This is a genomic window from Actinocrispum wychmicini (assembly GCF_004345645.1).
GTDB lineage: Bacteria > Actinomycetota > Actinomycetes > Mycobacteriales > Pseudonocardiaceae > Kibdelosporangium > Kibdelosporangium wychmicini.
On the sequence record NZ_SLWS01000015.1, the window covers coordinates 118,895 to 132,058 of the forward strand.

Here is a 13,164-nt window from a genome sequence, read left to right on the forward strand (position 1 = left end):
TGTGTGATCGGCTAAGCTGGGGAATCGATGATTGTGCAACCGGCCAAAGGTGCTTCCCTCCGCCAGCTCCTGCTCGCGATCGGCGACCAGTTGGTGGAGGTCCTGACCGCGCCGCGCGGCCTGGACGACATCGCGCACGACGTGGTGATCCTCGACCCGGACGACGCGCCGGACGTTCGTCCCGGCGACGTCGTGCTGTTGATCGGACTGCGTGGCCGGGCAGCCGTGCCGGTCGTGCGCGCGGCGGCGCGTCGTGGCGCGCTCGCGATCGCCGTGAAAAGCCGGGACGACGTGCTCACGCAGGCCGCGACCGACGAGGGTGTGGCGTTGCTCGCGGTCCGGCCGGACGCCCGCTGGGAACAGCTGGAGTCGTTGGCGCGCAGCGGAATCCTGTCCGGAGCGGACGCCGAGGGCGAGGCCGTGGGCGACTTGTTCTCGTTGGCCCAGACGATCGCGGCGCTCACCGGCGGCCTGATCAGCATCGAGGACACGTCCAACCGGGTGCTCGCCTATTCACGGTCCTCCGACGAGGTCGACGAACTGCGGCGGCTGTCGATCCTGGGCCGCCAAGGCCCGGAGCCGTACATGCAGATGCTGCGCGACTGGGGCGTGTACCAGCGGCTGCGCGAGAGTGAAGAGGTCGTGCCCGTCGAGGAACGCCCTGAACTGGGGATACGCCGTCGGATCGCGGTCGGGGTGCACGCCGGGAACCAGCCGCTCGGCGCGATCTGGGTCCAGGAAGGCGCCACCGCGCTCCTGCCGGGCGCCGCGAAGGCGCTCGTCGGCGCCGCCCGGGTCACCGCGCTGCATCTGGTCCGCAGCCGGAACAACCCGGCGGCCGAGATGCGCCTCCGGGAGAGCCTCCTTGAGGGCCTGCTGGACGGGAACACCACGGCCGCGGCGGTAGCCGCCAACATCGGCGCGGATCCGCTGGCCCCGGCCGGCGTGGTCGTGTTCACCCTCGCCGACGCGGCCGCCGACCGGTCCGTACTCGAACTGCGCCGCGCGGAGATGACGAACCTGATCGCCGTGCACACGGCCGCGTATCGCCGGGCCGCGCTGGTGACCACGCTCGGCGCCCGCGTTTACGCTCTGCTGCCGGAACTTCGGACCAGCGAAGGCGTTCTGGCGTTGACCAAGGACATCGTCGCGGCGGCACGGAAACACGTCGGCATCACCGTGCGCGCGGCGGTCGGCGTCGCCGCGGACCTGAGCCGGACCGCGACCGCCCGCCGGGAGGCCGACCGGGTGCTCGACGCCGGCCTGGACATCCCAGTGGCCAGTATCGCCGACGTCCGAGCCCAGGTCGTGCTGTCCGAACTGCTCACGTTGCTGGGCGAGCATCCGGAGATCCGCGACCCGCGCCTGGATCTCCTCGCCGACTACGACGCGCGGCACGCGAGCAACCTCGTGCCGTCCGTGCTGGCGTACCTGGAGGCGCTGGGGGATGTCCGGGCGGCGGCGCGCGGCCTGAACGTGCACCCGAACACGTTGCGTTACCGAATCCGCCGCGCGACCGAGATCGCCGGGATCGACCTGGACGACCCGAAACAGCGCCTGGTCACCCAGCTCCAGCTCACTCTCACGAAGGCTGGTTAGCTCGAGACAGCTCGCTCATCAGGTGACCCGCGAGGCTCAGCAGGGTCCGTTCGATGCACTCCACCAGCATCCGCGAGGTGGCCGGCTCGATCGTGGTCCATTCCCGGCCGTCCGACGCCCGGTACTCCTCGATCAGGTACCGGCCGTTGGGCGAGTCGAAGAACCCGACCAGTTCGTCGTCCCGCACGGAGTACCCCATGTGGTCGATGACGGCCGCGGTGAACTCGCCGCGGTCGGTCGCGCCGTAGATGGTCTCCGCCAACCAGTTCGCCTCCTCGGAGCCGAGCCGGGGCGCACGGGCGGGCGGGTGGTCCATCGGGCCGGTGATCGCCCGGTGCCGGGCGTCCGAGATCACCTCGTTCGGCAGTGACACCGTGCATCCGGGCCCGTGCACGACGTCCAGGAGCAGGGAGACGGGGGCGCGCGCGAGGTCCTCCGGCCGGATCGCGTGGATGTTGACGTTGTTGCCGACGTGTACGCCGAACGCCGCCTGGTCGGCGACGGACCCGGCGAACGCGCGGACCGGACCGCCCAGCCACAGCCGGGCACCGACCGCGCGGCGCGGCCGGGCGAGGATGTTGAGCAGGGACACCAGCCGCGGATGAGGGTTGCCGGCGTCGGCCAGGCCGGCCCGCTGCAGTTCCGCCCACGCCTTGGACTTCACACCCCGGTCGCCGGGCCCGTACCGGGACACCGTCAGCGTGTCGGGCATGTCCGGCAGGCCGAGGTACTCCCACAGCACCTGGAAAGCCGTGTCGGAGACGGTAAAGACCGGTCCGGGCGCCCCCGACGTCCGGCGGCTGGCGGTCTGGTTTCTCATGTCGACATCACCCCTCCCATCTGTGCGGTATACGAGCACCCAGCGGCGGCGGTTCATCCGATCGTGGCCGAATCTTCCATCGGCTACCGAGCGTGAGCGTGATTGGATCTGCGCCATGATCCAGAAACTCACCAGGCGTGCGGCGTTCGGGTTAGGGACCGCCGTCGCCGCCAGTGCCGTGCTCGCCACTCCCGCGCTGGCGGACGACGACGCGGAGGAGATCAGCCCGGCCACAGCGGACCGGGCGCGGCGGCGGGTCCAGCGCGTCTACCAGCGCGCGGCGGACTGCGCGGGCGGCACATGGAACAGCTACATCAGCGTCGCGGACCCGGACGGCACCCCGGTCGCGGCCGTCGACCTCGGGTCGGACGACCTGGTCGAGGCGTACAGCGTGAACAAGATCGCGGTGGCCACCGCGGTCCTGGACAAGGTCGACCGCGGCCTGATCACCCTGACCCAGCAGGTGGACGTGCCCGCGTCGATCGTGATCCCGGACGGCGACGGGATCATCAAGCTGGACCGCGCCTACCCGAGCGAGTTCACCGTCGGGCACGCGCTCGCGCTGCTGCTGACCGTGTCCGACGACACGGCGGTGCGGCTGTCCGGCCTGGTCTGCCCGGCGAAGGAACTGAACGAGATCCTGGTGGCGAAGGGCTTCCCGAAGACCCAGGTGGTGCCGGTGGCCAACCCGAACCGGTTCTTCCTCGGCAAGACGACGCCCCGCGAGACCCACGACCTGCTGCAGGCCCTGGTGAAGGGCACGCTGCTGAGCGCGGCCTCGTCGGACTTCCTGCTGAACATCCTGCGGTCCCAGGTGGCGTTCACGGACGGCATCCGGCGCGTGATGTCGTCCAACGACCGGGCCCGGGTGGCCACCAAGGCCGGCTGGCTGCACGACGGCCGCAACGAGGCCGGTGTCATGTTCGACAAGGCCGGCAAGCCCGTGCTCACGTACTCGCTGTTCGCCAACGGCCAGGGTGCTCCCGACGACTTCGGCGCCACGCACCCGGCTGTGCAGGCCCGTTCCGAGATGGGCCCGGCTTTCCTGCGCGCGGTGGACCGGATCGCCGGTGCTCAGGACGCCCGCACCCTGTCGGCCCAGGCCTACCAGCCGTCCAACGGAGGCTGAGAAGCACCTGATAGCTCGCTGTGACTATCCGGCAACGGGCACATTTCGCCCGCGACCGAGGTTGGAAGGGGTGTAAGGACCTGACACCCCAGAGGTGAGAACGATGACCACGGCATTCCGACCCAACAAAGCGATCCCCACACTGCCGACGATGCCGAACGGGTGGCCGGTCGCCTCTTACGACACCTACGCGGAAGCCCAGCGAGCGGTCGACTACCTGGCCGACAGCAAGTTCCCGGTACACGACGTGACCATCGTCGGCGTGGAACCGCTGCTGGTCGAGCGGGTCGCCGGCCGCCTCAGCTGGGGCCGCGTGCTCGGCACAGGTGCCGCGAGCGGCGCATGGCTCGGCCTGTTCGTCGGCCTGCTGCTGAGCATGTTCACGATCGGACCAGCCTTCGGCCCGATCCTGCTCGGCCTGGCGATCGGCGTGATCTTCGGCATGGGCTTCGCGGCCATCAACTACGGAGCCACCCGAGGCCAGCGTGACTTCGTGTCGCACAGCCAGATAGTGGCCCGCCGGTACGACGTGCTCTGCCTGCCGGCCGAAGCCGAAGGAGCCCGCAGCCTGCTGGCCAAACTGGCCATCGGCATGCCGGCCACCCCAGTCACGGCCTGACAAAGCAACCGACCCAGCCCCGGACTCACCCGAGTCCGGGGCCTCGGGCTGTCATGCTGACGAGCTTGTGGGCGAAGCGATGGGGACCTCGCCGGAGCGCAGCATCTCCAGACACCGGTTCACCACCCGCCGCAGGTTGGTACGTCCGCCGCTCTGGGCCCATACCTCCACACCGAGGTCGATCACCAGCATGACGACCGCGGCTGCCATGCCGCCGGCCATGTCCGCCGACCGGCCCCGATGCCGGCGCGCGACCTCGGCGGCCACCTCGGCACGCCATGTCCACCACAGGTCGGTCAACTGCGCCCGGACCGAAGCGGTTCGCTCGGCGAGTTCGTGGACGGCAAGCATCCGGTCGCTGTTCGCGGCAGTGGCCGCGACGATGTTGTCCACCAACGCGTACAGCGCCTCGGGCAGTGGCGTGTCATCGGGTTGTGCGCGCAGTTGGTCCAGGGCCGTGAACAGGTACGCCTCGACGAACGTCACGATCAGTGCCTCTTTGGTCGGAAAGTACCGGTAGAGGGTGCGTGGCCCGACTTCGGCGGCGGCGGCGATCTGTTCGATCGTGGTGTTGTCGAAGCCCTGTTCGGTGAACAACTCGAATGCCTTGTCGGCGATCAGCTGCCTGGTGCGCTCCATCTTGATTTCGCGAAGCCCCAAAGTCACCCCTCCTACCAGGCCCGACGCGCGCAAAGAGTAACAGCGGTACCGATGGCCGGCACCACCGCGAACCTTGCGGCAGTCCCTGCCTGATGGCAGTCTTGGCATTATGGCACTCACTGCCACTTTCCCGAGGGGTTGCCCAGATGACTGACATGACTGCCGATCTCCCCGCGTTCCCCGTCGAACGGACGCCAAACTGCCCGTTCGACCCGCCCGCCGAGTACGCCCAACGCCGCGACAACGACCCGATCGCACCGGCTGCCTGTCCCGTGGGCTTCGACGCGTGGGTGGTCACGCGCTACGAGGACGTCCGCGCCATGCTCCGCGACCCACGATTCAGCTCACGCGCCATGCCCGCCGCACACATCATGCCCGGCGCGGACTGGGATATGCCCGTCACCCCGGGTAACATCGTCCAGCTCGACGGCGAGGAACACGGTCGGCTACGCCGCGCGCTGATCGCGGAGTTCACCGTCCGTCGAGTCGAGCAAATGCGCCCGTACATCCAAAACGCCATCGACGAGCACATCGACAGGCTGCTCGCCGGCCCGGCCCCGGTCGACCTGTACGAGCACTTCGCGCTGGCGATCCCGTCGCTGGTCATCTGCGAACTGCTCGGCGTGCCGTACGAGGACAGGGACACGTTCCACAGGTTGACCGCGATCCTGACGGCCCTCGACAGCGACCAGCAAACCCAGGACGACGCGTTCATGCAGCTCGCCGAATACCTGTTCCCGCTGTTTCGTGCCAAAGAGGCGAGCCCCGGCAATGACCTGATCAGCCGCATGATCGTGCGCGGCCGGGAGAACGGCGATCCGTTGTCCGCCGAGATCCTGGTGGAACTCGCGAGCAGCCTGCTGGTCGCCGGGCACGAGACCACAGCCAACCAGATCGCGCTCAGCACCGTCGCCCTGTTGAGCAACCCGGAGCAGCTGGCCAAGCTGCGCGCCAATCCGGACATCGCGCCGAGCGCGGTGGAAGAGATGCTGCGGTACCTGTCGATCGCGCAGTACGGCCTGTTGCGGCACGCCACCGAGGACATCGAACTGGGCGATACGAAGATCAAGGCCGGCGACTGGGTGGTGGCGTCCATCGCCTCAGGCAACCGGGACGACCGGTTCTTCAGCGACCCGGACGAGATCGACCTGGAGCGCCCGACCAACCGGCACCTGGCGTTCGGGTTCGGCATCCACCAGTGTCTCGGTCAGCAGCTGGCCCGGGTCGAACTGCAGGAGGTGTTCGTCCGGCTGTTCACCCGGATCCCGACCCTGCGGCTCGCGGTCGACGAAGATGATCTCGTGTTCAACCACCGGACTCTGGTCTACGGTGTGAAGAAACTGCCCGTGACCTGGGAGAGCGAGTAGTGGACAAGATTGTCATCGTGGGGGCCGCCGCGGCCGGGCTGACGGCGGCCGAAACCCTCCGGCGCGAGGGGTGCACGGCCGAGATCACGTTGGTGGGCGACGAGCTGCACCTGCCGTACGACCGGCCGCCGCTGTCCAAGCAGGTGCTGGCCGGCGCGTGGGAGCCCGAGCGGGTCGCGTTGCGCAAGGACGACGACTACACGAACGCCGGCATCGGGCTGCGGCTCGGTGCCACGGCGACCGCGTTGGACACGTCCGGCCGGGTGATCGACCTGGCCGACGGGTACCGGCTCGGCTACGACGGCCTGATCATCGCGACCGGTGTGCGGCCCCGACGGTTGCCCGCCGGGCATGAGCTCGCCGGTGTGCACGTGCTGCGGACGCTCGACCACGTCGTGGCCCTGCGGACGGCTTTGGCTTCGGCCAAGGGGATCGTGGTGATCGGCGCCGGCTTCCTCGGCTGTGAGGCGGCGGCGTCCGCCCGGCAGCTCGGGTTGGCCGTGACGATCGTGGATCCGTTGCCCCAGCCCATGGTCCGCCAGTTCGGGCCCGAGATCGGGGCGCTGGTCGCGGATCTGCACCGCAGCAAGGGAGTCGACGTGCGTACCGGTGTCGGGGTCGCCCGGCTCGTCGGCACGGACCACGTCACCGGCGTCGAACTGGACGACGGTTCAGTGCTCGACGCCGAGGTGGTGCTGGTGGCGATCGGCGCGACACCGGCCACCGAATGGCTGGCCGACAGCGGTGTCACGGTGGCGAACGGGGTGGTCTGCGACGCGGAATGCCAGGCGGCGCCCGGGGTCTACGCGGCCGGTGACGTCGCCAGCTGGGACCACCGGGGATTCGGCGAGCGGATGCGCGTCGAGCACCGCACGAACGCCGCCGAGCAGGGCATGGCCGCGGCCCGCAACCTGCTCGGCGCGAACCAGCCGTTCGTCCCGGTGCCGTACTTCTGGACCGACCAGTACGACACCAAGATCGCCGCGTTCGGCCTGCTCGCCGCCGACGCGGCGATGACCGTCACGCAAGGCGACCCGGCGACGGGCAAGTTCATCGCCCAGTACCGGCGCGGCGGCAAGGTGATCGGCGCGTTGGGCTGGAACATGCCCCGCGAGCTCACCAGGGAACGCAAGGCGTTGGCCGAGTCACTGATCAAAGCCTAGGGTGGCGGTATGGCGACGAAGCCGTTCGCGTCCTCCGCGGACCTGACCGACAAGCAGCGGGCACTGGAGATCCTCGCGGACGGCGTGTACGCGCTGACCGCCGAAGGGGACCCCAACATCGGGGCCATCGAGGCCGAAGACTTCCTGATCTGCTTCGAAGCCCTGGCCACCCCGGTCGCGGCCGAGGAGTGGCTCGGCATCCTCCGCACCCACACCGGGAAACCCGTGCGGTACCTGGTGTTGTCGCACTACCACGCGGTACGGGTGCTGGGCGCCAGCGCGTTCGACGCGGACGTCATCGTCGCGCACGACAACACGCGGGCGCTCATCGCCGAGCGGGGCAAACAGGACTGGGAGTCGGAGTACGGCCGGATGCCGCGGCTGTTCAAGCAACCCGAGTCGATTCCGGGGTTGACGTGGCCGACGTTGACGTTCAGCGACCAGGTGACCATCCCGCTCGGTGGTGACCGCGGCGAGGTGAACCTGCGGTACCTCGGCCGGGGGCACACCGAGGGCGACATCGTGGCGTGGCTGCCGAAACAGAAGATCCTGTTCGCGGGCGACCTGGTGGAGTCGCAGGCCGCGCTGTACACCGGGGACGCCTTCCACCGCGACTGGTCGACGTCCACATTGGACAACCTGGCCGGGTTGGGCGCGGAGACCCTGGTCGGCGGCCGGGGGGTGATCGCGCGCGGCGCGGACGAGGTGGCCGCCGCGATCGGCCAGACCAAGCACTTCCTCCAGGTGATGCTGCGCGAGGTCGGAGCCGTGCGGGAGCGCGGCGGCACGCTGAAGGAGGCGTTCGACGCCACCCACGCCGCCCTGGTCGACCGGTACGGGAAGTGGCCGATCTTCGAGCACTGCCTGCCGTTCGACGTGTCCCGGCTGTGGGACGAACTGTCCGGTGTGGAGCGTCCGGTGATCTGGACCGCCGAACGCGACCGGGAAGTGTGGGAGCAGCTGCAACAATGAGTCGGGTGATCGTGGTCGGCAACGGGCCGGTCGGCCAGACCTGCGCGCTGTTACTGGCCCGGTGGGGTGTCCCGGTGCTCGTACTCGACCGCCGCCCGTATCGGGAAACGGTCGGGTCCAAGGCGATCTGCCAGCAACGGGACGTGCTCGACATCTGGGCCGCGGTCGGCGCCGGGCGGCGGATCTCGGATGAGGGCGTGACCTGGCGGACCAGCCGTACCTTCTACCGGGACGACGAACTGTTCTCGGTGACGTTGCCCGACTCCAGCACGGCGACCTTCCCGCCGTTCGTGAACATCTCGCAGGCCAGGACCGAGGAGATCCTGGACGAGTGCGTCGCGGCGGAGCCGCTGATCGATGTCCGGTGGGGGCACCACGTCACCGGCATCACCGAGGACGGCGTCGTCACCTGCGAGCAGGGCACCTTCCAGGGTGACTATGTGGTGGCGTGCTCCGGTGGCCGGTCCGACGGGTTCCGCGAGGCGCTCGGGGTGACGTTCGACGGCGAGACCTTCGACGACCGGTTCCTGATCTGCGACATCGTGTCCGAAATACCCGACTGGACGCGGGAGCGCCGGTTCTACTTCGACCCGGCCTGGAACCCGGGCCGGCAGGTGCTGATCCACCCCTGCCCGGACTCGACGTTCCGGATCGACTGGCAGGTGCCCGGCGACTACGACCTGGCCGCCGAGGAGGCCGACGGCCGGCTGGCCGGCCGGATCCGGGCGGTCGTGGGCGACCGGCCGTACCGGATCGTGTGGAAGTCGGTGTACCGGTTCTCGTCCCGCGTGGCCAGCCGGCTGCGCGTCGGCCGGGTGCTGCTCGCCGGGGACACCGCCCACCAGTACGCGCCCTTTGGCGCTCGCGGCCTGAACTCCGGGGTGGCCGACGCGGAGAACGCGGCGTGGAAGATCGCGTTCGTGCTCAACGGCTGGGCAAGCGAGGACTTGTTGGAGACCTACAACGACGAGCGGCACGCCGCCGCGGTCGAGAACCTGGAGGTCACCAGCGCGACCATGCGCTTCCTCGTTCCCCAGGACGACGAGCAGCGGGAGCTGCGAAGTTCGGTGCTCGACGGCCGCCGAACGTCCGATGTGGACTCCGGGCGGTTCGCCGAACCGTTCTGGTACGGCACGTCGCCGCTGACCACCCCGGACCCCGGTCGGCCCCTACCGACCCGCCCGCCACGTGGTGGGCTGCCCGTCCCAGCACCTGGGACGCTGGTGCCGGACGCGCCGACCCCCGCCGGGCGGCTGCGGACCCTCGCCCGGGACGGGTTCCTGCTGCTCACAAGCGGCCACCCGCGGGTGGCGCCCGAGTTCGCCGGGCCCGTCCGGACGCTCCCCCTGACGTTCCCCAGTGCGCTCGCGACCGCGCTGGCCGCGAAACCAGGCGAGACCTGGATCGTTCGTCCGGACGCGCACATCGCCGCCGTGCTGCCCGCGGACGGTGATATCACCGCCGCGTTGCGCCGAGCTTGCGGTAAGGCGTGTCCCGTGGACCACGGTCGATGAGAGTCGGGATCGAGGTGGTTCCTGGCGGCGCCGCGGGAACGGCCTCATACCGGGCGTATTCGGGTGTTTCCGCGGTGGCGCCAGGGGCCGCCTCGGCCCGGCTATCGCGATCGTGGTCCACGGGACACGCCTTACTCCCGGCCGCGCACGATCGTGGGCTCGAAGAAGTCGTCGTCGTCCAGCCGCGCCGCCAGCTCGAAGTCGTAGCGCTCCTCCGGCTCGCCTTCGGTCGACAGCCTCTCGATCGTCGTCATGACCACTCCCATCGCCTACCTGACTAATTCATGGAAGCGAAGTGGGAAACTCTTCTCAACCCCTATTCCACGTTGTGACACAGATTTCACGACCACCTACGAGTACCCCCCTAGGTCTTGACACAATTCCCTCTTGACAAACCGGGGGTTTGCGCTCATGACGGACGGGCGAGCATGCTCGGGCCGGTGACCGATCCGATCGACGCGCACTTCACCGCCGCCGTCCGCGCCATGTCGCCCGGTCGTGGTGATCGCGACCTGCCCCCGGTCCTGCTGGACGTCTTCGACTCGCAACTGGGCAGCCGGCACCTCGACCTGGCCGCCCGCCGGCTGGGCGCGGCCGGCCAGGGGTTCTACAGCATCGGATCGTCGGGGCACGAGAGCAACGCCGGTCTTGCGGCTGTGTTGCGCCCGTCTGATCCGGCGTTGCTGCACTACCGCTCGGGCGCGTTCTACCTCCAGCGGGCCCGCCAGGTGCCCGGCCACACGCCGTTGCTGGACGTGCTGCTCGGGGTCACCGCGGCCCAGGACGAGCCGATCGCCGGCGGCCGGCACAAGGTGTTCGGCCACAAGGCCCTGTCGATCATCCCGTTGACGTCCACAATCGCCTCGCACCTGCCGCGGGCGCTCGGCCTGGCATTCGGGATCGCCCGCGCGGCCCGGCTCGCCATCGATTCCCCATGGCCGTCCGACGCGATCGTGATATGCGGATTCGGCGACGCCTCGGCGAATCATTCCACCGCGGTCGGCGCGATCAATGCCGCACGTCATTGTGCGCACCAACGGCTGCCCCTGCCGTTGCTGTTCGTCTGCGAGGACAACGGCATAGGGATCAGTGTCCGAACCCCACCGGACTGGATATCTTCCGTCTATTCGACGCAGTTGCCGTACTTCTTCGCGGACGGCGCCGACCCGGTGTCGGTCATGGACGTGTCGGCCGAGGCCGCGGCCTGGGTGCGCGCCAATCGCGCCCCGGCGTTTCTGCACTTGCGGACGGTCCGGTTGATGGGCCACGCGGGTTCGGACGTGGAGAGCGGCTACCGGACGCCGGCCGAGATCACCGCCGACTACGCGCTCGACCCGGTGCTGGCGACCGCAGCCCTGCTCGTCTCCCAAAGTGTGCTCACGCCGTCCCAAATTCTGGAACGCTACGAGGCCAAGCGCGCCGAAGTCGACGCCGCCGCCGCGGAAGCCGTGTCCCGTCCGAAACTTTCCAGCGCGACCGACGTCATGCGTCCACTGAGGACGTCCACTGTGGAAGCACCGGTTGTCTCAGTGAGCGGAACGCTGGCCCAGAGTGTGAACCAGGCGCTGTCGTCGTTGCTCACCGACGACTCTGGTGTCCTGGTGTTCGGCGAGGACGTCGCCGGCAAGGGCGGGGTCTACGGCGTGACCCGCGGCCTGCGGAAAAAGTTCGGCCCGACCAGGGTGTTCGACACGATATTGGACGAGCAGTCGATCCTCGGCATGGCACTGGGCACGTCGATGTGCGGTTTCCTGCCGGTCGCGGAGATCCAGTACCTGGCCTACGTGCACAACGCGGCCGACCAACTCCGCGGCGAAGCGTCGACAATGCGCTTCTTCTCCAACGACCAGTACCGCAACCCGATGATCGTGCGAATCGCCGGCTACGCCTACCAGAAAGGCTTCGGCGGCCACTTCCACAACGACAACTCGATCGCGGCCCTCCGCGACATCCCCGGCCTCGTCATCGCCTCCCCCGCCCGCGGCGACGACGCAGCCGCCATGCTGCACACCTGCGCCGCCGCAGCCCGCCAGAACGGCCAGGTCTGCGTCTTCCTCGAACCGATAGCGCTGTACCACACCCGCGACCTCCACTCCCCCGGCGACAACGAATGGCTCGCCACCGAACCCGTGTCGGCACCGATCGGCCGTGCGCGCGTCTACGGCACAGGCACGGACCTGACATTGGTGTCGTTCGCGAACGGCGTACCCATGAGCCTCCGGGTCGCGCGCCGACTGGAGGCCCATGGGATTTCCGCTCGAGTGCTAGATCTGCGCTGGCTCGCGCCCCTACCCGTGGACGACCTGCTGAAGCACGCGACCGACCGCGTCCTGGTGGTCGACGAGACCCGACGCACCGGTGGCGTGTCCGAGGCGGTCGTCACGGCGTTGGTCGACAGCGACTACTCCGGCGTGGTTCGCCGCGTGACCAGCGAGGACAGCTTCATCCCGCTGGGCGCGGCGGCGAATCACGTCCTGCTCGACGAGGACACCATCGAGAAGGCCGCCCACGCGGTCGTCGGCTCTTCAGACCATGTCACGAGGCATAATCCACCGGTATCGCCAGGACTTTGAGGTCAGTCACGAGAAAGTCGGTGGTATTGGGGAACCTGGAACACGTAAGACTGACCGTCGTCACATTGGACACGGTACCGATCAGGGTCATGATCTCGGCGTTGAACTGCCCATCCCTGATGTTGAAGTTGGCGCCATCGACGTCGCCTTGTGGAGATCTCAGGAAACAGGCACCGGCCAGGTTGTCCTTGGTGTTCTGGCCACTGACGATGAACCGCACAGTCAACGCGTACGAGTGCGCGGGAGTGCCGAGACCGAAGGTCTGGACGACCTTGTCCTGCACGTCATCGATCACGACGGAAGTCCCGTAGTCGTAGGACTTCGCCGAGGACAGCCCCGAGGGTCCAGGTGGGCCTTGGGGCCCAACGGGTCCATCCGCCCCGACGTTTCCTTTGTCGCCCTTGATACCTTGCGGGCCTGGCACACCCTGCTGTCCCTGCGGACCCGTTTGGTTCCACGAGAGGGCGGTTTCGGTGTCAAAACAGTGTCGGTCGTCCGGGTCACTGGCGGCGGTGTCGACAACGCGCAGAGTATGCCGGCCATTGGAGTAACAGCCATTGATCTTACCGGCCGCATCGGGGATGGACGCGGAGGCGACGCTCGCGAAACCGGACAGCCCCAGAATGCCGGCCAGAACGACGGTCGCATTGCGCACGCGCCGAGTTGTGGTTTTCATTCCACGATCATCACGCCGCCCTTCTGCCCAGATCGCGCACTTTAGGGCGTTTGACCGGGTAGCGTGTTTCGG

General features: G+C 68.7%; 12 protein-coding genes. 8 read left to right on the forward strand and 4 right to left on the reverse strand.

The window, feature by feature from the left end; genetic code table 11:
• The first annotated feature begins 27 nt into the window (after positions 1-27).
• Entirely contained in the window at positions 28-1,599 is a 1,572-nt protein-coding gene (locus EV192_RS46845; protein WP_132125246.1) for a PucR family transcriptional regulator, read from the forward strand.
• Here EV192_RS46845 and EV192_RS46850 read toward each other — a convergent pair.
• A complete protein-coding gene (locus EV192_RS46850; protein ID WP_165960961.1) occupies positions 1,583-2,419 on the reverse strand; it encodes an ESX secretion-associated protein EspG in 837 nt (278 codons plus the stop codon). The two genes, EV192_RS46845 and EV192_RS46850, sit on opposite strands and share 17 nt — an antisense overlap.
• Before the next feature lie 115 nt (positions 2,420-2,534).
• On the opposite strand from EV192_RS46850, the gene EV192_RS46855 reads away from it, so the two are divergent.
• Both EV192_RS46855 and EV192_RS46860 read left to right on the forward strand, forming a co-directional pair.
• On the forward strand, positions 2,535-3,548 hold the full coding sequence (locus EV192_RS46855; RefSeq protein ID WP_132125248.1) for a serine hydrolase: 1,014 nt from the start codon (positions 2,535-2,537) through the stop codon (positions 3,546-3,548).
• Positions 3,549-3,651: 103 nt separating this feature from the next.
• Entirely contained in the window at positions 3,652-4,167 is a 516-nt protein-coding gene (locus tag EV192_RS46860) for a YflT domain-containing protein (RefSeq protein WP_132125249.1), read from the forward strand.
• A gap of 51 nt (positions 4,168-4,218) precedes the next feature.
• Here EV192_RS46860 and EV192_RS57025 read toward each other — a convergent pair whose 3' ends face one another.
• On the reverse strand, positions 4,219-4,827 hold the full coding sequence (locus EV192_RS57025) for a TetR/AcrR family transcriptional regulator (protein WP_165960962.1): 609 nt from the start codon (positions 4,825-4,827) through the stop codon (positions 4,219-4,221).
• Positions 4,828-4,973: 146 nt separating this feature from the next.
• Between EV192_RS57025 and EV192_RS46870 the strand changes: the two genes are divergently transcribed.
• The 4 genes from EV192_RS46870 to EV192_RS46885 are packed head-to-tail and all read left to right on the forward strand — an operon-like array spanning position 4,974 to position 9,843.
• Positions 4,974-6,194: a cytochrome P450 gene (locus tag EV192_RS46870; RefSeq protein WP_243727518.1), complete on the forward strand. Its 1,221-nt coding sequence runs from the start codon at positions 4,974-4,976 to the stop codon at positions 6,192-6,194.
• Entirely contained in the window at positions 6,194-7,357 is a 1,164-nt protein-coding gene (locus tag EV192_RS46875) for an NAD(P)/FAD-dependent oxidoreductase (protein ID WP_132125251.1), read from the forward strand. The genes EV192_RS46870 and EV192_RS46875 overlap by 1 nt, the downstream gene beginning before the upstream one ends.
• Before the next feature lie 9 nt (positions 7,358-7,366).
• Positions 7,367-8,329: an MBL fold metallo-hydrolase gene (locus EV192_RS46880; protein ID WP_132125252.1), complete on the forward strand. Its 963-nt coding sequence runs from the start codon at positions 7,367-7,369 to the stop codon at positions 8,327-8,329.
• Positions 8,326-9,843 (forward strand): FAD-dependent monooxygenase, encoded by a 1,518-nt coding sequence (locus EV192_RS46885; protein ID WP_132125253.1) that lies wholly within the window; start codon positions 8,326-8,328, stop codon positions 9,841-9,843. Before EV192_RS46880 ends, EV192_RS46885 begins: the two co-directional genes overlap by 4 nt.
• Before the next feature lie 131 nt (positions 9,844-9,974).
• Here EV192_RS46885 and EV192_RS57030 read toward each other — a convergent pair whose 3' ends face one another.
• Positions 9,975-10,097, reverse strand: coding sequence for a hypothetical protein (locus tag EV192_RS57030; RefSeq protein ID WP_279495728.1), 123 nt, complete (start codon positions 10,095-10,097; stop codon positions 9,975-9,977).
• 186 nt (positions 10,098-10,283) lie between these two features.
• Here EV192_RS57030 and EV192_RS46890 point away from each other — a divergent pair, with 186 nt between their 5' ends.
• Positions 10,284-12,416, forward strand: a complete 2,133-nt coding sequence (locus EV192_RS46890; RefSeq protein WP_243727519.1) for a thiamine pyrophosphate-dependent enzyme — start codon at positions 10,284-10,286, stop codon at positions 12,414-12,416.
• Here EV192_RS46890 and EV192_RS46895 read toward each other — a convergent pair.
• Positions 12,379-13,092, reverse strand: coding sequence for a collagen-like protein (locus tag EV192_RS46895; protein ID WP_132125255.1), 714 nt, complete (start codon positions 13,090-13,092; stop codon positions 12,379-12,381). The two genes, EV192_RS46890 and EV192_RS46895, sit on opposite strands and share 38 nt — an antisense overlap.
• Between the last annotated feature and the right edge of the window lie 72 nt (positions 13,093-13,164).

Coding starts and splice junctions, on each gene's coding strand:
- EV192_RS46845 (WP_132125246.1), top strand. CDS start 28: ATGATTGTGCAACCGGCCAAAGGTGCTTCCCTCCGCCAGCTCCTGCTC.
- EV192_RS46850 (WP_165960961.1), bottom strand. CDS start 2,419: ATGAGAAACCAGACCGCCAGCCGCCGGACGTCGGGGGCGCCCGGACCG.
- EV192_RS46855 (WP_132125248.1), top strand. CDS start 2,535: ATGATCCAGAAACTCACCAGGCGTGCGGCGTTCGGGTTAGGGACCGCC.
- EV192_RS46860 (WP_132125249.1), top strand. CDS start 3,652: ATGACCACGGCATTCCGACCCAACAAAGCGATCCCCACACTGCCGACG.
- EV192_RS46870 (WP_243727518.1), top strand. CDS start 4,974: ATGACTGACATGACTGCCGATCTCCCCGCGTTCCCCGTCGAACGGACG.
- EV192_RS46880 (WP_132125252.1), top strand. CDS start 7,367: ATGGCGACGAAGCCGTTCGCGTCCTCCGCGGACCTGACCGACAAGCAG.
- EV192_RS46885 (WP_132125253.1), top strand. CDS start 8,326: ATGAGTCGGGTGATCGTGGTCGGCAACGGGCCGGTCGGCCAGACCTGC.
- EV192_RS57030 (WP_279495728.1), bottom strand. CDS start 10,097: ATGACGACGATCGAGAGGCTGTCGACCGAAGGCGAGCCGGAGGAGCGC.
- EV192_RS46895 (WP_132125255.1), bottom strand. CDS start 13,092: ATGAAAACCACAACTCGGCGCGTGCGCAATGCGACCGTCGTTCTGGCC.